The sequence below is a fragment of the Bradyrhizobium hipponense genome (genome assembly GCF_008123965.1).
GTDB classification, from domain to species: Bacteria; Pseudomonadota; Alphaproteobacteria; order Rhizobiales; family Xanthobacteraceae; genus Bradyrhizobium; species Bradyrhizobium hipponense.
The window spans coordinates 1-22,141 of the sequence record NZ_VSTH01000050.1 but is presented as its reverse complement, the minus strand read 5'-3'; the positions used below and the strand labels follow the sequence as shown (position 1 = coordinate 22,141).

General features: G+C 60.3%; 25 protein-coding genes and 2 pseudogenes. 15 read left to right on the top strand and 12 right to left on the bottom strand.

Going from position 1 to position 22,141, the window contains the following annotated elements; all coding sequences use genetic code 11:
- The first annotated feature begins 333 nt into the window (after window positions 1–333).
- The 10 genes and pseudogenes from FXV83_RS15350 (at window position 334) to FXV83_RS15310 (ending at window position 8,269) form a co-directional block, all read left to right on the top strand.
- Window positions 334–1,440, top strand: a complete 1,107-nt coding sequence (locus FXV83_RS15350) for a cupin domain-containing protein (RefSeq protein WP_148740246.1) — start codon at window positions 334–336, stop codon at window positions 1,438–1,440.
- A 42-nt stretch (window positions 1,441–1,482) separates the two neighbouring features.
- Window positions 1,483–2,391 (top strand): fumarylacetoacetate hydrolase family protein, encoded by a 909-nt coding sequence (locus tag FXV83_RS15345; protein WP_148740245.1) that lies wholly within the window; start codon window positions 1,483–1,485, stop codon window positions 2,389–2,391.
- Window positions 2,391–2,828, top strand: coding sequence for an acyl-CoA thioesterase (locus tag FXV83_RS15340; protein WP_148740244.1), 438 nt, complete (start codon window positions 2,391–2,393; stop codon window positions 2,826–2,828). Before FXV83_RS15345 ends, FXV83_RS15340 begins: the two co-directional genes overlap by 1 nt.
- A complete protein-coding gene (locus FXV83_RS15335) occupies window positions 2,825–3,532 on the top strand; it encodes a hypothetical protein (protein WP_148740243.1) in 708 nt (235 codons plus the stop codon). The genes FXV83_RS15340 and FXV83_RS15335 overlap by 4 nt, the downstream gene beginning before the upstream one ends.
- A gap of 312 nt (window positions 3,533–3,844) precedes the next feature.
- Window positions 3,845–4,930 (top strand): annotated as a pseudogene (locus FXV83_RS15330) (IS91 family transposase).
- Between the two features lie 37 nt (window positions 4,931–4,967).
- The gene (locus tag FXV83_RS44040) at window positions 4,968–5,189 is read left to right on the top strand and encodes an Arm DNA-binding domain-containing protein (RefSeq protein WP_235939625.1); all 222 of its coding nucleotides are present in this window, start codon (window positions 4,968–4,970) and stop codon (window positions 5,187–5,189) included.
- A gap of 83 nt (window positions 5,190–5,272) precedes the next feature.
- Entirely contained in the window at window positions 5,273–5,797 is a 525-nt protein-coding gene (locus FXV83_RS44035) for a tyrosine-type recombinase/integrase (RefSeq protein WP_235939623.1), read from the top strand.
- The gene (locus tag FXV83_RS15320) at window positions 5,794–6,189 is read left to right on the top strand and encodes a tyrosine-type recombinase/integrase (protein ID WP_187435925.1); all 396 of its coding nucleotides are present in this window, start codon (window positions 5,794–5,796) and stop codon (window positions 6,187–6,189) included. Before FXV83_RS44035 ends, FXV83_RS15320 begins: the two co-directional genes overlap by 4 nt.
- A gap of 502 nt (window positions 6,190–6,691) precedes the next feature.
- Entirely contained in the window at window positions 6,692–7,273 is a 582-nt protein-coding gene (locus FXV83_RS44030; RefSeq protein ID WP_235939621.1) for a hypothetical protein, read from the top strand.
- A gap of 213 nt (window positions 7,274–7,486) precedes the next feature.
- On the top strand, window positions 7,487–8,269 hold the full coding sequence (locus FXV83_RS15310) for a response regulator transcription factor (protein WP_148740242.1): 783 nt from the start codon (window positions 7,487–7,489) through the stop codon (window positions 8,267–8,269).
- A gap of 15 nt (window positions 8,270–8,284) precedes the next feature.
- Here FXV83_RS15310 and FXV83_RS15305 read toward each other — a convergent pair whose 3' ends face one another.
- The 7 genes from FXV83_RS15305 to FXV83_RS42705 form a co-directional block, all read right to left on the bottom strand.
- Window positions 8,285–9,757: an HlyD family type I secretion periplasmic adaptor subunit gene (locus FXV83_RS15305; protein WP_148740241.1), complete on the bottom strand. Its 1,473-nt coding sequence runs from the start codon at window positions 9,755–9,757 to the stop codon at window positions 8,285–8,287.
- On the bottom strand, window positions 9,754–11,490 hold the full coding sequence (locus FXV83_RS15300; RefSeq protein WP_187435933.1) for a type I secretion system permease/ATPase: 1,737 nt from the start codon (window positions 11,488–11,490) through the stop codon (window positions 9,754–9,756). The genes FXV83_RS15305 and FXV83_RS15300 overlap by 4 nt, the downstream gene beginning before the upstream one ends.
- Before the next feature lie 139 nt (window positions 11,491–11,629).
- Window positions 11,630–12,151 (bottom strand): hypothetical protein, encoded by a 522-nt coding sequence (locus FXV83_RS15295; RefSeq protein ID WP_235939604.1) that lies wholly within the window; start codon window positions 12,149–12,151, stop codon window positions 11,630–11,632.
- A gap of 185 nt (window positions 12,152–12,336) precedes the next feature.
- Window positions 12,337–13,740 (bottom strand): hypothetical protein, encoded by a 1,404-nt coding sequence (locus tag FXV83_RS15290; RefSeq protein WP_235939601.1) that lies wholly within the window; start codon window positions 13,738–13,740, stop codon window positions 12,337–12,339.
- A 1,198-nt stretch (window positions 13,741–14,938) separates the two neighbouring features.
- Window positions 14,939–15,196, bottom strand: a complete 258-nt coding sequence (locus FXV83_RS15285; protein ID WP_148740238.1) for a hypothetical protein — start codon at window positions 15,194–15,196, stop codon at window positions 14,939–14,941.
- A gap of 58 nt (window positions 15,197–15,254) precedes the next feature.
- On the bottom strand, window positions 15,255–15,413 hold the full coding sequence (locus FXV83_RS42710; RefSeq protein WP_187435936.1) for a hypothetical protein: 159 nt from the start codon (window positions 15,411–15,413) through the stop codon (window positions 15,255–15,257).
- Between the two features lie 293 nt (window positions 15,414–15,706).
- Window positions 15,707–15,880, bottom strand: coding sequence for a hypothetical protein (locus FXV83_RS42705; RefSeq protein WP_187435924.1), 174 nt, complete (start codon window positions 15,878–15,880; stop codon window positions 15,707–15,709).
- Window positions 15,881–16,324: 444 nt separating this feature from the next.
- Here FXV83_RS42705 and FXV83_RS15275 point away from each other — a divergent pair, with 444 nt between their 5' ends.
- Both FXV83_RS15275 and FXV83_RS15270 read left to right on the top strand, forming a co-directional pair.
- Window positions 16,325–16,690, top strand: coding sequence for a hypothetical protein (locus FXV83_RS15275; protein WP_148740236.1), 366 nt, complete (start codon window positions 16,325–16,327; stop codon window positions 16,688–16,690).
- Complete coding sequence (locus FXV83_RS15270; RefSeq protein WP_148740235.1) at window positions 16,687–16,971, top strand: hypothetical protein; 285 nt, start codon at window positions 16,687–16,689, stop codon at window positions 16,969–16,971. Before FXV83_RS15275 ends, FXV83_RS15270 begins: the two co-directional genes overlap by 4 nt.
- 185 nt (window positions 16,972–17,156) lie before the next feature.
- Here FXV83_RS15270 and FXV83_RS42700 read toward each other — a convergent pair whose 3' ends face one another.
- From FXV83_RS42700 to FXV83_RS45135, 3 genes and pseudogenes are all read right to left on the bottom strand, one after another.
- The gene (locus tag FXV83_RS42700; RefSeq protein WP_187435935.1) at window positions 17,157–17,360 is read right to left on the bottom strand and encodes a hypothetical protein; all 204 of its coding nucleotides are present in this window, start codon (window positions 17,358–17,360) and stop codon (window positions 17,157–17,159) included.
- Window positions 17,361–17,466: 106 nt separating this feature from the next.
- A pseudogene (locus FXV83_RS45140) lies at window positions 17,467–17,634 on the bottom strand (ATP-dependent DNA ligase); the annotation flags it as partial.
- A gap of 92 nt (window positions 17,635–17,726) precedes the next feature.
- On the bottom strand, window positions 17,727–17,873 hold the full coding sequence (locus FXV83_RS45135) for a hypothetical protein (RefSeq protein ID WP_347341061.1): 147 nt from the start codon (window positions 17,871–17,873) through the stop codon (window positions 17,727–17,729).
- Window positions 17,874–18,553: 680 nt separating this feature from the next.
- Here FXV83_RS45135 and FXV83_RS42695 point away from each other — a divergent pair.
- Window positions 18,554–18,712 (top strand): hypothetical protein, encoded by a 159-nt coding sequence (locus FXV83_RS42695; RefSeq protein WP_187435923.1) that lies wholly within the window; start codon window positions 18,554–18,556, stop codon window positions 18,710–18,712.
- 105 nt (window positions 18,713–18,817) lie between these two features.
- Here the strand turns inward: FXV83_RS42695 and FXV83_RS15255 are convergent, their stop codons facing one another.
- A complete protein-coding gene (locus FXV83_RS15255; RefSeq protein WP_148740233.1) occupies window positions 18,818–19,033 on the bottom strand; it encodes a hypothetical protein in 216 nt (71 codons plus the stop codon).
- Window positions 19,034–19,338: 305 nt separating this feature from the next.
- Between FXV83_RS15255 and FXV83_RS15250 the strand changes: the two genes are divergently transcribed.
- Both FXV83_RS15250 and FXV83_RS15240 read left to right on the top strand, forming a co-directional pair.
- The gene (locus FXV83_RS15250; RefSeq protein ID WP_148740232.1) at window positions 19,339–19,545 is read left to right on the top strand and encodes a hypothetical protein; all 207 of its coding nucleotides are present in this window, start codon (window positions 19,339–19,341) and stop codon (window positions 19,543–19,545) included.
- Between the two features lie 813 nt (window positions 19,546–20,358).
- Complete coding sequence (locus tag FXV83_RS15240; protein ID WP_148740231.1) at window positions 20,359–20,568, top strand: hypothetical protein; 210 nt, start codon at window positions 20,359–20,361, stop codon at window positions 20,566–20,568.
- A 204-nt stretch (window positions 20,569–20,772) separates the two neighbouring features.
- Here the strand turns inward: FXV83_RS15240 and FXV83_RS15235 are convergent, their stop codons facing one another.
- Window positions 20,773–21,009: a hypothetical protein gene (locus FXV83_RS15235; RefSeq protein ID WP_187435922.1), complete on the bottom strand. Its 237-nt coding sequence runs from the start codon at window positions 21,007–21,009 to the stop codon at window positions 20,773–20,775.
- Window positions 21,010–22,141: the final 1,132 nt, after the last annotated feature.

Below are 22,141 nucleotides of genomic sequence, written 5' to 3'. Positions count from 1 at the left end.
CGCCGGGCATGCTGCCAACCTCGTTTCGGGAGCGGTCGCGAGCCAGCGACAGGGTAGGGCCGATGCTCAAGCTGCCTCGCTTCAAGGCTGCCGCCGTGCAGGCTTCATCTGAGCATTTTAACGCGAGCGCGACCGCCGACAAGCCGGCTTCCGCAGCCTACGAGGCGAGGCCAATGGCGCACGTCCCGCCGACCGTCCGAGATGCTGGTCCCGGCCATCGCCTGTTTGGAACTGGATCATCGATCCTGGCTTGGCAAAGCCATCGACGGACGGGCACGCTTCGATCCAGCGACGTCATAAGACAGGACTTGGAAACAGGACTTGGAGGATGAGATGCGCGAAAACGTGATCGGCCGGGCCAATGTCGAGGACACCCCGGAACTCAAGGCCTACTACAAGGATCTCGAGAGATACGAAGCCGGTGCATTGTGGACGGTCGCCAACAAGATCGAGCCATGGCAGCCGCAATCGGCGTCCATTCCCGTGCTCTGGCGCTATGACGACCTGCGCGAACACGTGCTGCGATCGGTAGAGCTGGTGTCTCCGGAAAAGGCGGGGCGCCGGGTGATCTATCTCAACAATCCCGGTCGTCGCGACGTATCGGCAGCCGTCGGCTGGCTCTACTCGGGCTTGCAGGTCATGCATCCCGGCGAGGTCGCCTCGGCCCACGCGCACTCGGCCTCGGCCTTGCGCTTCATCATGGAAGGTTCGGGCGCCTACACCGTCGTCGACGGTCACAAGATGACGCTAGGGGCGCGGGATTTTGTGCTCACGCCGAACGGCACCTGGCACGAGCATGGGGTCGATGGCAACGGCTCGGTCTGCATCTGGCAGGATGGCCTCGACATTCCGCTGGTCAATGCGCTGGAAGCGAACTTCTTCGCGGTCCATCCCAAGGTTCAGCAGGAAGAATCCGGCTATCCCGTGGACGGCACGACCAAGACCTGGGGCAATCCCGGTCTTCGCCCGGCCGGCTCGAAATGGTCGAAGGGCTATTCCCCCATGTTCAAGTACGAGTGGGAGCCGACCTACGACTCCTTGCGGAAATATGCCGCCGCGACCGATGGCTCGCCTTACGACGGCATCCTCATGAACTACGTCAATCCGGTCACCGGCGGACACGTGATGCAGACGATCGGCGCCAGCATGCAGTTGCTGCGGCCGGGCGAACGAACGAAGTCGCATCGGCACACCGGCAGCTTCATCTACCAGGTGGCCAAGGGCCGCGGCTATTCCGTGATCGGTGGCAAGCGCTTCGAATGGCAGGAGCGCGACATCTTCTGCGTTCCGTCCTGGGCCTGGCACGAGCACGGCAACGCCTCGAACAGCGAGGACGCTTGTCTGTTCTGCTTCAACGACCTGCCCGTCATCGAAAGTCTCGGCTTCTACCGGGAAGAGGCCTATGGCGACAATGCGGGCCACCAACCAGTTGCCGCCTGACGTCACTTGCAGAATTCAACCGAACGAGCCGGATAAAGCTTCATGCGCCTTGTTACCTACACTTTGGGCTCCAGCGGCGCCCGCCTCGGGGTCCTCGTTGATGGATTGGTTGTGGATGTCGAGCGCTTCGGTGCGTCGCATGGCCTTGCATCGCCGAGCGACATGCTGTCATTCATCGACAACAGCGTGACGCTGCTGCCCGCACTCAGGAACTGCCTTGACGATGCCAATCGTCGCTTGCCGGTCGGCTCCGCCGTTCCGGTCGAGGATGTGAAGCTGCAGGCGCCGATCCCGCGGCCACGAAAGAACATCTTCGGCATCGGGCTGAACTACCGCGCGCATGTCGCGGAATCCGCCAAGAGCCTGGATACGGACAAGGATCTGCCGAAGCAGCCGGTCGTCTTCTCCAAGCCGCCGACCTCCGTCATCGGTCCGGGCGCGGCGATCCAGCACAATGCGAAGATGACGCAGCAGCTCGACTGGGAAGTCGAGCTCGCCGTCATCATCGGCAAGACCGCGACCCGCATCCCGGTCGAGAAAGCGATGGACCACGTCTTCGGCTATTCGGTGATGATCGACGTCTCCGCGCGCGACAATCGCCGTGCCGGCCAATGGATCTTCTCCAAGGGCATGGATACCTATGCGCCGTTCGGCCCCTGCATCGTGACCTCGGACGAGATTCCAGATCCACATGACCTGCGGCTATGGCTGACGAAGAACGGAGTTACGAAACAGGATTCCAACACCAAGTACATGATCTTCGATGTTCCGGCCCTGATTGCCGACATTTCGTCGGGAATGACGCTCGAGCCCGGCGACATCATCGCGACGGGAACGCCGGAAGGGGTCGGCGCAGGCATGACCCCGCAGGAATGGCTGTGGCCGGGCGACGTGGTGGAGGCCGGGGTCGACGGCGTCGGTGTCATCCGGCATCCCGTCGTCGCGATCTGATGACGGCGCTCTCGTTCGACCGCAAGCTGCGGTTCGCGGACTGCGATCCCTCCGGAATCGCCTACTTCCCGTCCTATCTGAACATGCTCAACGGAGTCGTCGAGGACTTCTGGGCGGGAATCGGATTTCCCTGGCCGGATTTGATCACGGTGCGGAAGATCGGCACGCCCACCGTGCATCTGACCTGCGATTTTTCCCGGCCGTCGATGTTTGGCAATCTCCTCACGTTCAAGCTGCGCGTAGGGAGGGTCGGCCGGGCATCGCTCCACTTGGCGCATGTGGTCTCGGGCGCAGATGGCGTACGCTGGCGTGCACGCCAGATCCTTGCTGCGACATCGCTGGTGGATCATCACGCGATTCCCTGGCCCGATGATATTCGCGCCGCGCTCGTGGCGCATCTGCACGCGGATGAGGCAACGCAGGTGGCACCGTCGTGATCTCACTGTTCATGTCGTTCTCCGATCTGGCAAGCGAACGGCGGATTCATCCCGACGAAGTTGCCGCCGCAGCCGAGTTGGTCGGATCGATCCCGGACATGACGGAGGGCTTGCTGTTCAATCCGCTGGAACAGTCGGTCGATCATCCCTACAAGGCCGATGGATCCGGTCCCGTGTTTGCGCTTCAATTGCGATTTTCGAACCTGTTCGCATGCGAGGCGGCAATGGATCGCGGCGGCGTACTTGCCAGCCTGGCGACGGGTGCCGGATTGTCGAGTCTCACCGGATTGGACGTCACGCATCAGGTGATGCTGACGCGCCCGTTTCCCGTCGACGTCGCCGCGCATCCGGATGCTGCGGCCATCCCGTGCAGCTACCTCGTTCACTACCCCGGGCCGGCGGAAGACCTGAACGCCTGGCACCTGCACTATCTGGAGCATCACCCGTCGATCATGCGGACCTTCCCGGACATCCGTCAGATCGAGATCTATACACGCATTGATTGGGTCGACCGGCTGCCGTCGCAAAGGGTCGAGTACATGCAGCGCAACAAGCTGGTGTTCGACAGCCCGGCAGCGCTTTCGCGCGCGCTGAGCTCCGACGTCATCAAGCGCATGCGCGCGGACTTCGTCCAGTTCCCGCCGTTCTCGGGCGGCAACAAACATTTTCCGATGCTGACGCGGGTGGTTATGTCTAAGCCTTAGATGGCCGACAGCGTGAAAAAATATGGTGTGAGCCCGCAAATTCAGATTGATCGCCAGATGTCCGCTTTGGCGCTCATTTCAGACTCAAGTCACAGGTCACGGCACTTCCGAAACGGGCCAATGGACTAAACCGCTCGCGCGGTAGCACGCTGCGGCTGACGGCGGAGCCAAGAGGATAGCGCAACAGGGCGTCCTGTCTTGAGATCGAGGGGTTTCGACAACCACCAAGACGATCCAACAGGTTATGAGCCCGCTGGAGCATATCGCCCGCAAGATCGAAAAGGTCGAGCCGCCCGCTTAAGCGCGGCTCGCGTGCCGCGTCCATCGCTGGAGGTCGCAGACATTTTTCGCGGCCACGGACCGGCTTGGCGCCGGGCCAATGCCGGTCATGTGAGCCTCGGCCAACTCAAGGTGATGTCGGCGATCGAGAACTGCCGCACGGCGGCGCTCGGTGGTCATGTCGCGCGCTGCGAGGACTGCGCCTATACCACCATCGCGTACAACTCCTGTCGCAACCGGCATTGCGCGAAGTGCCAGGAGGCTGCGGCAAAGCAATAGCTGGCGGCGCGCGAGGCTGATCTGCTGCCGGTGCCGTACTATCATGTCGTGTTCACACTGCCAGCGGCCATCGGCGATATCGCCTACCAGAACAAGGCGATCGTCTACGATCTCTTGTTCAAGGCCTCGGCCGAGACCCTGACCACGATCGCCGCCGACCCCAAGCATCTCGGCGTTGGCATCACCTCGGTTCTCCATACCTGGGGCTCGGCCATGACCCATCACCCGCACGTCCACATGATCGTGCCGGGCGGTGGCATCTCGCTCGACGGCGAGCGCTGGGTGGCGTCCCGGCCCGGCTTCTTTCTGCCGGTGCGCGTGCTCTCGCGCCTGTCCCGCCGGTTGTTCCTGGAGAGGCTGATCGCGGCCCACAGAGCCGGCCTCCTGATGTTCTTCGGCGATCATACCGGTCTCGCCGACCCGCAGGCATTCGCGATATATGTGGCACCGCTACGCCGCGCCGAATGGGTGGTCTATGCCAAGCGCCCGTTCGGCGGGCCACAGGCCGTGCTGGCCTACCTGTCGCGCTATACCCACCGCGTCGCCATCGCCAACAGCCGGTTGATCGCCTGCGACCGCACCCGCGTCACCTTCCGATGGAAGGACTATCGTGCCGATGGTCGTGATCGTCAGAAGGTCACGACACTTGCTACCGGCGAGTTCATCCGCAGATTCCTCATCCATGTCCTACCGCAAGGCTTCCACCCCTTCCGCCAGTATATTGTTCGCCACTGTTCGTGGTCGTTCGAACTCCACAGCAAATTCAGTGACTTATACCGAAAGACTGTACTTCGCAGTTCGTCGGTGTTCTTCCTGATCGGGTCACTGACCGTAGCTTAAGACCGTGGGTTCGGAGGATGATTTTCTGGGAGGAACAATGGCTGGACGGTTTAAACCCCTCGACATCGAGCGCCTCGTCAAGCCCGGCAAGTACGCCGATGGCGACGGCCTTTACTTGATCGTCACCGGCCCGACATCGAAGAGCTGGTCATATCGATATTGGAAAGACGGTAAAGAGCGGTGGCACGGTCTCGGCTCGTTCCGGGATGTATCGCTAAAGGACGCGCGGCTTGCCCGGGGACGGCCCGGCTGCGCGTGAAAGGCGATCGCAGCACGGCCGGTGTCGACATCGTCTAGGAACGGCGAAAAGCACGCGAAGAGGCTAAAGTCGTCGAGGCCAACGTGGTACTACCGACCTTTGAGGAATGTGCGGAAGCTTACATCAAGGCGAACTGGTCGACTTGGAGCGAGAAGCATCGCAATCAGTGGCCGTCTTCCCTTAAGCGCTACGCCTATGCAACCATTGGCAAGCTAACAATCCCGGAGATCAAGCCGAGCCACATCTACGATCTGCTGGTGCCCATCTGGGTGGAGAAGCGGGAGACCGCGAACCGCGTCCGCGGCCGGATCGAAACCATCATTGCGAAGAGCGTCGATATCGATGATGCGGATTTCCGCAACCCGGCCGAACTTACGCGGCAGATGCGCGAAAAGCTGCCAAACCGCTCAAAGCGAGTTGTTCGGCATCATCCCGCTTTGCCCTATGCCGAGGCGCCGGCATTTATGAAGCTCCCAGCCGGCGCGCCGGGCACAGCGGCCGCCATGTTACGCTTCCTAATCTTCACGGCTTGCCGCACCAACGAGGCAGTAGAGGGGCTGTGGTCTGAAATCGATCGGCCGAACTCCAAATCCCTGGCGCGCGAATGAAGATGGACCAGGACCACTATGTTCCGTTGACAAATCCCGCGTTAGCGGTGCTTGACGACATGCGCGATGGTCGCCAAGGCGAACTGATTTTCACCAATCCCGATGGCGGAGCATTCTCAGAAAACGCGATGCTCGCAGTACTTGATCGTCTAGTCTATGGACACGTGACGGTGCATGGCTTCCGGTCAACCTTCGCAACTTGGGCTGAGGAATGCACCGACTATCCGGACGGCGTACGCGAGGCCGCGCTAGCCCACAAGTACAAGAGCGAGACGACCGCGGCCTATCAGCGAGGCCAAAAGCTGGAAAAGCGACGGGCGCTCATGAAGGATTGGGCCGCATTCCTCACGGGGACCAATGTGATCCAATTGGAAGACCGCAGGGCAGGATAGGGCCGTCGAGCGGATGGCCCGCAGAAGAGCGGAGGTCGCCGGACGACGTGACTGACTGCCTGAGGGGCGCCGCAGAAAATCGGCGTAACTCGGAAGCTCATGCAGGAATTCCACATGTGTGATCATTCCGCGGACGAAGATTAAATCGATCGGCCCATCGCCCATCATCTGGTAGGCGCATCGGGATTGGAATCAAGCCGTCTCTGAACCTCCTCGACCACATGCTCATGATCCTAGCGCGTGATGCGGCGCTCCTTGGACGGCGTACACTGGGACGAGCAAGCTGCCGAAATACCTGAAGCGGACCGGTTCGGCCACGGTCGCTTTCTCGATTGCGGTGTGCAGCAATCGTGGCAATGGATCTGACCGATCCGTCCAGGCAGGTGCCGCCCCGCCGTCGCGCTTAATGAGCGTTTAACGCTTTTGCGCAACAGATAGATCACCAGCGCGGAATTAGTCCTAGTTAACAATTGCGAGCCGAGCTCCCGAGGAGGGGAATCGGATGGGACTGCTTTTTGTTGGAGCGCTGGCAGGAATCCTGATCGGCTTTGGCTGGTTTGCGCCTTCCCGAGGGTATTTCCCTGCGTGTGCGTCACGACCCTGTTTCGACAGGGTTGCGGTCGCGCGACCCGCGGAGCAGATGCCCGCGGCATTGGCGCCGGATTCTGCAATCGTCAAATCGAATTCTGCAACCCCGGCAAGGTCCGGCAAGAGGCCATCCCCCAAGAAGCATCGATCGGCCGATCGCGCCAAAGCCGCGTCTCCGCGCACGCGGATCAGCGTCCCGACAACCGAACGGCCCGCGGAAAAATCGGATCCTGTCCTCGACAAGGCAAAGGCTGCGATCGCATCGAAGTTGGAGGACCCAGGATCGGTCGAATTCAGCGATATGAAGCGCGCGCTGCGAAAGAACACGCTTGGACGCCCTGTGGATACGATTTGCGGGCGTCTGAAAAAGATAACCGCGTCAGGCGAGGTTGGAGAGAGACCATTTCTGTATCTCGTGAGGGAGGATGAAGCATACGTTGTCGACGGCAAGTCGGGGTCGGCGGCGTCAAGCGCGTATCGAAATATCTGCAATTAAGGGGATGCGTCGACCGCGCCACGGCGCGGCAGGCGCCCAAGTGATTTGAGGGAAAGAATTTCCACCCAGGCGCCAAGTGATCCCACAGTGGGTACGGCGCTAACGGCGGCACTGCGCCGCTGTCGTGATGATGCATTCAGGATGAATGCATCAGAAGGGGAGACGCAATACGGAATGGGAATACCGCAAGATTCTTTTCATCTCGAGGAAATCATGGACGACATAACCAACTCCTCAAGACGGCTCAACGAATCGCTCCACTTGCCGGTTCTGGTGATCATTGAGCCCCTCCTGTTACCTCGCTCGTGTATTCTGAACGTCCTCAGGCGGGAATTGGCCGAATTCGAGATCCTCGATATGGCAACGGTCCAAAGCCTGGATAGCACGTCAGCTCTCGATGTTCGTGTGGTGGCGCTGAGTATCGCGGACAAGCCCATCGGCGATCCCTCGGTTGAGAATGATCTCGCCTTCGTCGCGGAGTGCTGTCCCAACGCCGCCGTTGCAATCCTGTCAAACCATGACGACGAGTCGACCGCGCAGGCCGCGATGCAGCGGGGCGTGCGCGGCTTTCTTCCCACTTCGCTGCCGATCGAGGTCGTCGTAGCCGGCCTTCGCCTTGTTCTCGTCGGCGGCGTCTACAGGCCGTTACCCGTCACCGGCATGAACAGGATGCCGGGTTTCGAGCCGCCGGATGCGCGTGGGCTTGCGTCTGCATATCTGACGAACGAGGGAGCCAGGGCGGCCTTCGACAGGAGCGTGACCGATCTCACGCCTCGAGAGCAGCACGTTCTGGCGGAACTGGAGCTCGGCCTGCCCAACAAGCTGATCGCAGCCAAATTGAACCTCTCGCAAAGCACCGTCAAAATGCACATTCAGCATATCATGAGGAAATGTGCAGCTCATAACCGCACGGAGGCGGTCCTCCGCTGGCGCGGCCGGTTGCCCCCGCAGAGTCGGGATCACGACCCAGGCGCAACTGCTGTGACGGAGACGTAGTTAGCTCGTCCAGAATCAATCCTCTCTGAACGCACCGCGGAAGCTGTCGAGCAGGGGCCTCAGCGCGTAAAGTGCGACGGTGCCACGCCCTGTCGTAATAAACACTTGAACCGGCATGCCGGGAACGATCTGGATGTCGTTCGCGGCGATCTGTGCGTCGTCGATCCGGATCTTGGTCGCGTAGTATGGCTGGTCAGTACGCTTGTCGAGAAGCCGGTCTGCGGACACGTGCACGACGGTCCCCTTCAGGCGCGGCACGCGACGCTGATTGTACGGTATGAGATGCACCTCGGCGTTGAGGCCGGGATGAACCACGTCGATGTCCTCGGGCCTCAGGCGGGCGGTCACGATGAGGCGGTCCTGCCGGGGCACCAGATCCATCAGCGGAGCGCCAGCCCCGATGACGCCGCCGGCCGTATGAATGCGCAGGTCAGTTATCACGCCATCCTCGGGCGCCTTGACCTCTGTTCGGGATAGCTGATCCCTGGCCGCAAGCAACCGTTCGCGGAGTTGGAATATCTGACTCTGTGCTTCGCGAAGCGACTGTGCAATCTCATTCTGCCTGTCGCTCTCGAGCTTGAACAACGTGGCCTGCGACTCGTTGATGACTTGCCCGGCGCGGGAAATCTGCGCCGCGATCTCGCCGCGGCGACCCTCAACGTCCGCCAGTTCACGCTGCAAATTCAGCAGGCGCGGCCTCCGTTCAAGTCCCTTGTTGACGAGGGTCGTGACCATATCGAGTTCTTCCCGGACGATGTCGCTTCGCTGCCCGGTGGCGCTCTCCTGAGCCTTGAGACCTTCGATCTCCTTCTCGACCTGATGCCTCCGTTCGCGAATGACCGCAAGCTGCGACTCGTGAACCTGCCGGCGTGCCTGGAAAATGAACTGCTGCGCCGAGACCGCAGCGGCCGCCAACTCACTCTGCTGACTGTCCTGCTCCAGCGTGCTCGGGATTGCGATCCTCTCAAATCTCTGCTGCTCGGCCTGAACCCGTGCGGCACGAGCAATTGCATCCCACAACTGGCCTTGAAGACTTTGCACCTCCGAACCGGTGCGGGTGTCGTCTAGCGTGATCAGCGTTTGTCCGCTTCGTACGACCTCGCCGTCCGAAACCAGGATTTTCCTGATGATACCGCCTTCCAGATGCTGAATCGTCTTGCGGTTAGATTCCGATTCCACGACGCCGGACGCGATTGCTGCGCTCTCCAGAGGTGCGAGGCTCGCCCATGTGCCAAGCCCCAGCATGAAGCCGAGCACCAGCAGATTGCCCGCGAGGGTGATACCGCGAAGCCGGGCGCGCGGAGAGACCGGCGTGGGAGCCGAGCACCATGGAAATTCGAGAGGCTCGAAATCGTCGATTGCGGTAACAACCCGTCCAAGTCGCCCGGCGGGCAGGGGGCGTACGGGCGTTCGCGTGACTTGGTCCCAGATCAGGTAAAGTCGCGAGACCGCGGGAAGCTTCCAGGTTGTGGGAAAATTCCAGATCATGGCGCAACTTGCGATGTAACCTGGGGCCGGCTTAGGTGGCGTTCAAAGATTTCCTCGCTTTCGCCGAACGCGACGACCGCGCCGTCTTCCATGATGGCAATCTTGTCCGTGGCTGCGAGGAGACCCATCCGGTGAGTGACGACGACCAGGACGACATTTGCGAGCTTCATGCGCTCGATGGCATCCAGCAGCATTCGTTCGCCCCCATAGTCGAGGCTGGCGTTCGGCTCGTCGAGAACAACAAGACGTGGACTGCCGAAAAAGGCCCGTGCCAGACCGAGGCGCTGCCGATATCCACGCGAGAATGTTTTTTCACTGTGAACCACCGTGTCGTACCCGAGCGGCAGGCGCATAATCGCTTCATGGATTCCGACGAGCTTGGCCGCATCGACGACCTTTCGCCGATCGGCATCATCAAGCCGTGCGATGATGTCCTTTATGGTGTCGCCAAGCAGATTGATGTCCTGAGGGAGATAGCCGAGACGGAGCCCGCTTCGTTGCTCGCGAAGCAGCGACACGTCGGTATTGTCGAGGAGGACACCGCCATGCGTTGGGATCGACAGCCCCGCAATCACTTGGCCCAGCAGGGACTTGCCAGAGCCGGAAGGGCCAATAATGCCAAGGCACTCTCCGGGCGCGAGCCTGAAGGAGACATCCTTCAGCAGAAAATGGTTGGCCCCCGGTAGTTTCACGCCAACGTTGTCAACGACGAGACCGCTCCGCGCTTGTTGCGGCGAGATCCCGGTATCTTGCTGCTCGGTGGCGGGGAAGGCGGCGAGAAGTGCGCCAAGCCGCTGACAGGCACTCACGGCCGTCACCAGTGATTTCCAGCCAGCGACTGCACTCTCGACTGGCGCGAGCGCCCGGCTAAACATCAGGGTAGAAGCAAAGATGATCGCCGGGCTCTTTCCGTGATCGAGGACAAGCCAGGCGGCTGCCCCCATGATCAGCACCTGCGAAACCGCGCGGACCGGCTTGGTGGCCAGCATGACGATCTCGCCTCGCCGGAGTGCCTCATTGTGCTCTCTGCGCGCGTCCTGCGCGTCGCGGTGGATCATGCGCGCAGCGCGATCGAACATTCCCATTGCGCGGATCATGTGGATGTTGCCGGCCGCCTCCTGGAGGCGGCCGTAGCTTCTGGATAGCGCGGCGCCGGATTTGTGCAGAACGTCCTCGGTAACCAAATCTCCGGCAACCGTGAGAGCGAACAGCAAGGCCACGCAGCAGGCGCCCACCACGCCAAGCACGGGATCTATCAGAAAGAGGACAAGCAGGAACAGGGGCGCCCAGAGCGCGTCGAACAGCATCGGACATGCGCCGGACTCCACGAACTGGCGCAGGACCGTGACATCCCGATATGCGTCCGACGCCCGCGTCCAATTGTTGCGAAGCGCGGATTCGAGGCTGGCCGAAAGCACGCAAGGACGAAGCCGATCGTCGAGCCAGGAGCCAAGGCGGCCCAGGACGGCGCGCCGCAATGCATCGAACACGCCGCCGACCACGACCGTGATCGCGACAATGAGCGTGAGCAGGAGCAGCGTGTCGCCGCTTCGGCTCGACAAAACCCTGTCGTAGATCTGAAGAAGGTAGATGGAAGGTGCAAACAGAAGCAGGTTGTAGCTGCAACTATACGCGAATACGAGACCAAGCGGTCCCGCACAGGACCAGAGGGCCGCGTGCAGCGGTGTCCGGATTTGCGGCAGGATGGGCAATCGAGTGGGCGGCATCAGCATGATCGTCACCGCCTGAAATCGAGATCCGGCGAACTTGCGCGGCCGATGGCAATCCGGCAACAGCATCGGCGGCTCATTGGCGTGAAATCTAGGACCGGCGGCAGCGGCTGCCGGTCCCGCCAGTCGGACGAGACGCTGGTCAGAGCGTATCGAGATGGAAGGTCACTGCGCCACCCCATGCGAAGTTGCCGTCTCCGCCATCGCCGCCGATGCCGGCCGCGACTTCCTGGTGCTGGTCCACCATGACCTTGTTGATCTGAGTGGCATCCGTATTGGCGTACACCTTGGAGGTATCGTAGCCGCTGTAGGATTTCTGGCTGCCGTTCGACTCGGCGTCTCCGCCATGGGCCTTGGAAAACACCGAGGCCTTGGCGTTTGCGCCGCCGGCGTCCCAATCCGCCGTCTGCTTGACGTGATCGCCGGTGTTCACATGCACATCGGCACCGTGGGCTTTGTTGGTTGGATCGAAGTTGACTGTTGGCTTGCTGATGATGGCTCCCTTGAAAGTACCGTCGCCGCCATTTCCGGCACTTTGACCGCCGGTGTTGATCGATTTGACGTCGATCGTATCCGTGATGTTGATTGCCTTGGGCATCATTTGAGGCCTCCGTCGTTCTGTTGGCTGTCTTGCAACATCCATCCCGATCAGGCGGACGCGCACGGCAAGTCTGATCCGCCCATGCGCGAAGATGATAGATGTCAAATGGGACACCATCCGGTTTGGTTGGCCTACATACGAAAGTACGCCCCTCGTCAGTGGTGGGAGTCTCTGCGCGTGCTTGCATGCGAAGAGTGGCGACGGCGCGTGCCGCCATGCGATCGATCCGAGAGCGGTGCGAGGTTTCGCTATACCAGCTGGTGAAGATCGGACAACAGTTGTGCGCCGTCGCCACCTAGCGCGAGATTGCCGTGGCCGCCGTCCCCGCCAACTCCGGCGATCTGGACCGCACTCTGGTCGATGTGCACGTTGTTGACCTGATCGGCCACGGCCGTCGAATGTGGACCTGCGATTGCTATGTTGATGGGTGCATAGATGGCGACGCTGACATCTATCAGATTGCCCGCAAAATCGCCGTTGCCGCCATTGCCTGCGCTGTTCGAACCGGTCGCGATCGTGTCGGAGCCGCCCCACAAATTATGGGAGAGGAGGCTCGCATGGGCGCCCGCTGCGGCATTGTCGTTGCCGCCGTGCCCGCCAATGCCGGCGATCTGAACCGCCGATTGATCTACGGAGACATCATTTGTCTGGACCACGTAAGCGCTTGAGCCATAGCCCGCGACTGCGATGTTGATCGGGTCGTATAGTACGAACGAGGTATGGGCGAGTTCCCCGTAAAACGCGCCGTCACCGCCATTGCCGGCCTGGCTCCCGCCGGTTTGAACGTCCCAGGCGCTCCCTCCGTTGCTTGATCCCCAAATGGGGTCGAGTGTGACGATGCTGCCGCCGGCGGCGACATTGCCATGTCCGCCACTTCCGCCGACGCCCGCGATCTGCGTGGCCGATTGGTCGAGGTTGACCGTGTTCGATTGACTTGCATGAGCGGAGCCGCCCGCGCTCGCCAACGCAATATTGATAGGATGATAGATCACCACGGTAGCGTCCACCAACGCACCAAAGAAATAGCCGCTGCCGCCGTTACCGGCACTGTTGTCGCCGCTGGCGATCGCGTTCGTGCCGGAGAAAGTACTGGCGCTTCCTCCCGATGCAATGTTTTCACTGCCGCCATGTCCGCCGACGCCTGCCATCTGGAAGGCGGATTGATCGACATTCAAATTGTTGGACTGGTTGGCCAGCGCGACCGATCCGTATCCCGAGCTCACTGAGATGTTGATTGGTTCGTAGATCAGCAGGGACGCGTGAATGATGCCTCCGTAGAAGTAGCCATCTCCGCCGCTCCCGGCCGTGTTCGCCCCGCTCTCGACCGTGGCAGTGTGCATCCCGGGATGGGATGCGTCGGAAGCGGGCTCGGTGGCCGAAGAATGCTGGCCCGCCGCAATGTGGTTGCCGACGTGACTGCCCGGGGGATGTTCGGATTGGATTGGACCGGTGTCATGCTGCGGGGAATGCGTGCTCGCGGGTTGCGCTCCTTGGCCTGCAAACGGGCCCGGACCATGGACCGGGGCGCCACCACCGTCGGTCAGGGGCGGGACACTCGGTGCCGAACCGGAGTCTTCCTCACCATCGTAGCCATCGTGGCGATGGGAGGCGTGATGCAGCCGGATTCCATCCGACATCGGCGTAAAATCCATGGTAGCCTTCCTCATCACAATCGCTCCGTGCAATCGGACGGGTTCTGCACTCTCGACAGAATGTCATCCTGGCAAGGTCGAAAGCCCAGTCGTCAGTTCGGATATAGCGCTTCGTGCGGAAGCTGTAACATCGGCTACATCCTTTCGGGTACGATTACAGCCTTTGTAACGTATGCGCAGGTCGATGCAGGAAGTGCCCGGGATCACCCCTCACTTCAGGGCCTTTCGGTCCAGACGATTGGAACAAAATAGACATCGCCGTTCTTACCGTACACGGGAGACCTGGTCATGCTGCGCTCAAGACCGCCACGGCCTATTCGCACAACGCACGATCTTGCGAACGCAGAGCAGGTAAAGTCAGTTCGAAAGCGGCTTCGCATCAGCGATGCGGATCTGCTCAGGATCGTCGATAAGATCGGAAACTCTCTAACGGCCATTGAGAAGGAAGTTGAGCTCGAAAATCTAGCGGCGGTTCAGCAGTGTAATACGAAGAACGGGGCCACGACGTTCAAGTAGATTTCAATCATCCCGACGGGAAGGGAGGACTTGCGATAAACGGTCTGATTTACCTCATAGGCCTAGTAGTTGTGATCGCGGCCATACTTTCGTTCTTCGGCTTGCGATGACCACCGATAGCCGTTGGTGTAGGAACGAGCCGCACGATCTACTAACACGGTTTCCAACGTATGCAGCAATGGATGATCCGCACCGGGTGAATACCGCCAGCGCGGTTTGCCAGTTCTTCAAAGGACATCGACGCACAAGTTAGAACTGAAGAAGCCAAGTTGCTGGGGAAGCGGATCGTTGAAGCCCTAACGTTCCTGGGTCCGCGTGCCGAAGGGCCCAACACCTGAGCCCTAGTGCAACACTCTTGCGGCCTCTGCCACTCGGACCTTCTCTCTCAGGACCTCGAGCTCCTGAAGCATTTTGAGGAGATCGGGCAGACCGCGCGTCGGCTTCAAAATTCTGGCCTTTTGTCCCATCGCTCCACGCCTCCATGGCAGGCTGACGGCGAGGGACATTGAGGCGCAAGCACGCAAATTTTCCGCTGCGCGGGGAATTGCTTTTTTAACCAAAGTTGGTCGAAATCCGCTCTAAACTGGAAACCTGGTTGAGATCGCCGCGACTATCAACATCGCCAACAGCGTCGCCCCAAACCAAAGCCACTGCGAACGCCAGGAATCCGGCTCTAACTCGTTCATTTCCCTGCCGCCTTCAGCCCAAACTCGACCGTCTGCAGATGTTCAGGCAACCGGAGGGCGAGTGCAAGAGGGCCGACTGTTCTCTCAGGGATTGAGCCTGAAAAGTTGAAGAACAGCAGCGCAAGGATCACAATCCCGAGCCCTGCCGCCCCCCAACCGACCCACCGCACCACGCGTTCCATGCGGTACTGAATGATCAACCGGCCAATGGCCGTTCGGTCGGGATTCCCCATTCGTGTGCTTGGCATCTTCAATTGCTCGCCTCAAAGCCGATCTCGGGAAATTTCCGCAACCCCAGGGCGAACGCAAGGGCTACCGGGCCGGCGGCGCCTTCCATCCGTAGGACTGGCTTGAGATTTGGCCGGTGATGTTGAGGTCCTTCTCATCAGATATCCGCCAGGCGGCCACCCCGAAACAGACCGTCAGAACGATCGCGGCGGCTAGCAGCAGCATCGATAGAAACTGGCTCACGCCTACCCCCCTCAACAGAACGCCTGCGCAGAGCGACCACGGAACATCGATTCGGAAAATGCAGGTGCGCTGACGTGACGCCAGTTTTCCCAAACCCGGCGAGGCGAGCGCAGAAGTGCCGGTGAGGGTCCACCTAGTGATCTTTGGCCGACTGCTCCGAAGATGCGGCCTTTCGCCTCCGAAACAGCATACCGAGCGTCCCGATGATCACCAGCACAGCGCCAGAGGCCATGAGCCAGTGAGGAAGCTGCATCGCGGCGAACATTCCAGGGGTCCTCTTCGCCGTCAGAACGCTAGTAGGTCAAGGCCAGCAGCCGCTGAACGATTGCGCCAAGGCAGACGAGGATCACCAGCAGCTTTAGCAGGTTTGCCAATCTACCGTCCGGCGCAAACCGGTCGATGGCCCAAAAGCAGATTGCCCCGACGACCACGATAATCAACACGCCGATCAGAACTGAAATAGCCATTGTCATTCCTCTCGAGGTGGTCTCAGAGTGTACCGGTTGACCGCCTATTTTGCCTTCGCCTTCAGCCCGAGCTCGACCAGCCGGCGAAACGCATCTGATCTGCTGGTGTCGTTCGCAGTCGCCCAAGCCTCAACCTCGGCGATCAGGCCTGGAGGCATCCGCGCAGCAATGTGAGGATCCTTTCCGTCGCAGGGCGTCCTCTTCGCTTTACCCTAAAATCGAGCCGAGCGGAAGTGACGTTTCCGGGGTCGGCTCTAACCTCAATCACGAAGGCACTTATCAACATGATCGAAGCTGACCGCGTGCATAGCACGCGACCCCTAAACTCGTCCGCACCCGGGTGGCCTATCCCGCCGCAACATGCTCGGCGCCTTGGCCGTGCTCCCCGTGGGGCTGCCGGCTGCCGCAGCGGCGCAGGCAGTCGACGTACCAGGGAGCATTGACGTGGATCTGGCCTTTGCCCTGATCGCCGCACACCGGGCCGCCGAGGTTGCCCTTTGCGAAGTCGTCGACACGCAGGGTGAGGCCGAGGTCAAATACGGCATCCGATCTGATGAAGCGTGGGAAGCGAGAGATCGTTCCGGCGCTATTTGTGGGGAGCTCAATGCGATCGCTTGGAAGCTGGCTAACACGCCAACAACCACGCTTGCCGGCATCGCCGCGGTTCTCCGGTTTGCAAACGAGGTCGAGGATGCGGGTGGAGACTGGCCCGACACCGATACGACCGGCGCTGAAGGCTGGCACTATCAGCACCGCGCGACCATGGCCGCGGCGCTCGAGGCTATTGCTCGACAGGAGGTGCAGTCGTGAGCAACCTCGTCCAATTTCCCGGGACACCATCCGATCGCGCCCTCAATGACGATAGCGACCGGCCCCATGCAGAGGCATTTCGTGACATTGAGAGTGAGGTCGGCGATCTCGACCGAATGGGCGAGATTGCGACCGACCTGATCATGCACTGTTCGGCGACGGAAGACAGCTCTCATAATTTGGAGTTGGCCACGTTTGCCGTTTGGCAAATGTCGAAGATGCTGAAGGAGTTCAGGAAGAATTATCACAAGCGCTATCAGGGCGAAGAGATCGCATCATGAAGCGTAAGCGCAGAGCCCACCGAAATCGCGAGCGTCAGCGGCTGATGGCACATGCCGCTGAGACGGTAGTAACCGGACGTCAACTTGCTTCGAACTAGCATCTGCCATCGCGGATTGGTGATGAGTACCGCGGTACGCATGGGCATTGAGAACCCGCCGGCTCCCAGGTCGGCGGGTTTTTCACGTCAGATGCTCACCAATTGCGCGCCCGTGCCCTTGCAGTCGATGCATTTGCAGTTGGGGCCGACGATCTCCGGCGCGAACTTGCCCCAGTTGCCGTCGCCGCCGCATTCCAGACAGCGGATCTGCCCAGCCCCAGCGCCAAGGTCGACCACCTCGGGCTCGACCGGGGTGTCGCAGTTGTTCGCGCAAAAGACCGTCATCACCATGTCGGGTCAAAGCTCCCGGGACATCGCCTGCCGGATGCGTTCGGTTCTTCACCTTGATCCAGTGCTTCTGCTTGCCGCCGCGGTAAGGCCTATCGCGGTGCTTCGAGACAAGCCCCTCCAGGCCCATGCGGCAGGCAGCACGGTACAGATCAGGGCTGATTTCGCCGCGTTCGAACGGCGCCACGGTTATCCCGTCCGGCCGCCGCGCCAGCAGGCGCTGCAAGTTTGTCTTTCGCAGATGCAGTGGCAGGTCGCGAATGTCGTCCCCGTCCATGGCTAACACGCTGCACCTCGTGATCGTGCTTGCGAGAGTGCTGCGTGTTGAAATCGGAGATGCCGTCGACGCCGAGGATCACAGCCTCGCCGTCAATCACGAAACGCTTCTCCCGGTTCTTCAGCGCCGTCTCCGCAATCCAGGGATAGCGTTTTGGTCCAATCCGTACCGTTGCGAGAGAGCAGCCGCACCTGCTCGTGCTCCCGGATCACCAGCATCCGGTAGCCGTCGTGCTTCACTTCGTGGATCCAGTCAGGCCCAGACGGGACCTGCTTGCCGGCTGTGGCTAGGCACAGGTCGTACGTCTTAATCATGCTCGAGCAGATAGATAGCTCGCCGCCAAATTGCCAATCCCTGGTTCGCTCCACGGAATCCGCAGCTTGCATCGTGCAAGTATCGCTCGATTAAACGCGAAACTTAAAATAATAAATGGCGATTAAACTATATTAAATGGTGGACGAGATTTAAATTTGGATTATGATGACAAGGCTTGGCGCCGGACGAACGCGTCAAGGACCTCCTAGAAGCGGCCCCATCATCCTGCCTCCTGCTTACGCCCCCAAAGGATGTAAGGGCCGCTTCTTTGGCAAATCGTGAGGCGAGTCATGCAGTTTCTTTCGCTAGGTGATTTGTTTCTCATCTCCGCAGCAACGGGTACGCTCCTACTGGTTGAGATCGGAGTTTTGATCATTGTGGGCGTGATCTGAGCGGCAAATGAAGAAGAACGGCAGAGGCGTTCTCCGGTCAATTTCAGCGCTCCCCGGGCCACCAGGCCGACAGCGGCTACCGGTCAAGGTCGAGTCGGCGAGCTTCCGAAAAATCGCGCACACGCCGTCATCGTAATTAACCTCACGCGCTCAACCGACAAAGAGTTGCCGGCTCCCGCTCAAGCAATGGGAACGCGTGAGTCGGGGGATTCATGGAACGGAAGCCGTTTGAGAGCATGTCGGTTGAAGAGCTGTGGCGACTCCACGCGGTCGTCAATGACATTCTTGCCGCGAGGCTCGTGGCCAAGAAGGAAGAGCTGGAGCGACGGCTTGGCCTGCTCAACCGAGAAGGCAAGACTCCTCGCAGCTAGACATTGAGCGAGAGAAGGAAGGCCCCAACTGAGGGGCGCCTTTTGCCGGTGTTCTTTTTGCCGACGGTAATCAACAGAGCGTTCCCCGCCTGCCGTTTCGGGCCGTCAGCGATTCGTATCAGGTTTGCCGTTGGGGCTGCCGTCACCGCCGCCATTACCGTAGCCATTGTTGCCGTGATCGACCGCACGCGCGCCGGACTTGGCAATCGCATCCGACGTGAGCGAAGTCGACAATAGCAGCGTCATTGCTGGAGGCGTGACGACGGCAAACCTCCCGCAGGTCTTTAGGAACTCACGACGGTCGTCGTCTTCTGAAGGCATGGGTGTCCCCTCGATTGGTTTAATGCCGCGTACCCTATATTAAATCAAAAATTAAATAATTTAAATATCTATAAGTTCAATCACGAAACTGCGAGGCGGACCGGTGTAGAAAAGTCGGTTAAAGCCCGCCGGTTCACGCTGGCGGGCCCTCGTCGGCGCTGCTGGCTTTCCCAGCGAAATGCGAATTAGATGGACTTCGCCATACCGAAGGTGCCTAGTCCCGACATCACCGCGCTGCCCTCTGGTTCATATCGGTGACTGAGAGTCCGGTAATGCTCCCGCCCAACTCCACAGGGAGCACCATCATGCTGGTTCGACGATCCCCGGAACAATCATCGGCATTTGAATTTGAATACCGTCTCGCGCAAGATGCGATCAAGTTGCGCCAACAGGCTAAAGGGATGCCCCTCGGCATCCGCCGTGCAGAGCTTTTGCAGAAGGCCCGGCAGATCGATGCGACCGTAGAGGTGAATAAGTGGCTGACCTCGCCGGGACTACAGGCACCATTGTAAGATGGAGGCCGCCTCATTTGGCGGCCTCTTTCATTTGGCACCGATCGCGGAGAGACGGCCCCGGTTTGGGGCTGAATGCAGGGGGACACCGGGGCCGCTCCGTCAGCTCACACGGAGCCAGCGACACAGCAAACGGGATGATGAGGGCTCGGTTCCTAACGGAGCGCCAGCAGATCGTCAGCAGCCGGACGCAGGTGCCGCTCGCTTGCAGCTCGAGCCAGCTGCGCTGCAGTGATTGGGACCATTCGAGCAGCCGGGGGTTATATGGTCCTAGACAGCAGCAAGCCACAATGCCTCTGACCCTGCGAAAGATTGGGCTCGATGAGTACACGGTCCATGAGGATCGACAGCTGGTCGGGCACATCCGCTACGCTAGCGAACGCTCCCCAGCGTTCTGGTTGTGGACGTGCATCGTGACGCTTCCCGGTCCGCCGTTCGGGTAAGCTGGCTCGCTCGATGAAGCGAAGGGGCGATTCATGGTCGCATGGCAGAACTTCAAGGCGAAGCATACGGCGGAAGAGTTGGCGAAGGCCTTCGCTGAGATGAACCACGCCAACCGGCCAGACCGTTATATGCGCTCAGTGCGTTAGCGCGTCGTATTTGATTGCAACAAAATCAAAGGGCCGCCGGTTCACGCTGGCGGGCCGATCATTTCATATTAAAGGGCAGCCCCGTCGATGGACGAAGCATCCATCTGCAGGACTCGGCATGTATACGTTGGTTTATCGTCACAGTAGTTTCCAATTCTCACCAAATTTTCCGGTCAGCAAACGAGTGCAAATATGAAACAAGTAGCGTCACGGGGGACACATTGTGGCTATCAAGAACATCGTCATTCCTTTGGAAGATGAGTATCTACAGAAGGCAGCAAGGGAACGCGGAATTTCCCGCTCCAAGCTTGCACGATTTCTTATGGAGAAGGTTGTGAACGACGAACTCGTTCCTGCAATTCTCGGTGAGGGCGACTTGTCGACCGTTGAACCTGTCCCGCAAAAGTATCGACGCTTTCGGAATCAACCGTAAGCGGATTTTGATCTCGAAGCGGGAGTCACTGGTCCGGCGACGCGGACTGCTAGCGGTCACCTGATGAGAGACGGCCCCGGCTTGGGGACTAGAGTGCAGGGGTAGGCCGGGGCCGCTCCGCCAGCTTGGGCAAGCTAGCAAGACAGCAAACCGGATGATCAGGGCTAGGTTCCTAACGGAGCGTCAGCAGGTCCTGCCCGGGCGTCAGCAGCCGACGCAGGTACCGCTCTCGTGCAGGTCGAGCCAGCCCTTCTCGACAGCGCACCCGATGCCGGCGCCGAACTCCGTGCCGCTTCCCTTGAGCGTGTAGAGGAAGGGATAGTTGATCTTCTCGATGTGGATTCGGCCGTCCTGTACCGGCTCGATGCTCGATGCCAGCTGAACGAGCTGGCGGGCGGCAGCTTCCGGATCGGCGAAGGGGCGTTCGGTGACGAGTTTCATTGCTGGAATCAAAACCTCGACCCCATGCTTGGCCTGACTTGCCCGCGGCTGCCATGCCAGTTGGGGACGATATGCACAGATCCTGCGGCGCCGCATGCCGAGCAGACCAGGCGCAAGCCGACGCGCGACCACGGCTGATCCTGCGGGAGTGCGTCGAGCCGCACGTCGACCCTTCGATCGCAACGGCCGTTCAGGCACTGGATGCTGCAGGTGACGTGCCCCTCAGCCAGCCATTCCGCGGGGCTGCGGGGCGGATAGTGGCCGGCCCATTTTGTGAATCGACGGCGAGCGCGCATGCCGCGGTCAAAGCGGCATCGTAAGCGCCTTGCAAATTATCGATTCCTGGTAGCCCGGGACGCGCGCGAGCTACTGCGCGTCGTGGGTGTGGAAAAAGGTCATCACCCAGGCTTCGGAAGCGTGAGTCCTGTGTTTACCAGATAGTGCAGAAAGTCCTTTCCTATCTCAGTGACGCTAATCAGCTTTTTTCCGGATGAGTTTTTCGCTAGTCCCGTAAGCCCCGTATTGGCCGGCCATTGAAGCCAATTCTAAAAATCGAACGTCTTGTAGATCTCTGGGTACCCGGTTTTCGCAGCGTCGTAGATAGCTCTGGCCGCATCGAGATCGACGGGCGCGGGTGCGTTGGCCTGGAGCAATAGTGTGATCTGTGATCCTAGAATCGCTCGGTACGTAGTCTCATGCGCTCGTTCGAGGCGGGCAATAGCCACTCCTCGGATCAGCCACGCGCGCTTGATCTCCTCTGAGGCGCTCGAACAACCGTCATCAGGATCGACACCTCATGATCGCATCACAATCCCGCAAAACGGCTCGTCGCGCTCGCTGCCTCTCGATCGGCCACGGCAGAGCGCGCTCAGATGTCCAGCCGGTGTCGCAAATCGCCCGCCAACTCACAGCGTTCAACGCGACCCGCCGCTCATTCGTCAGCCGCTCCGCCCTCGGCCAACTCGCTGAACCGGTTCAACTCCAATCACCCACATCATCCGCGGCACTCAAATCCCCATAGCCCATGCCGCGCCACCCTCGTGCCCCTCCCGCGGTGTCCTCCCTTGGAGGTTTGCGGACGCCGGCCCCGTGCCCGCGGCACCACCGTCGTGGGGCCGGCATCCGAAACCCT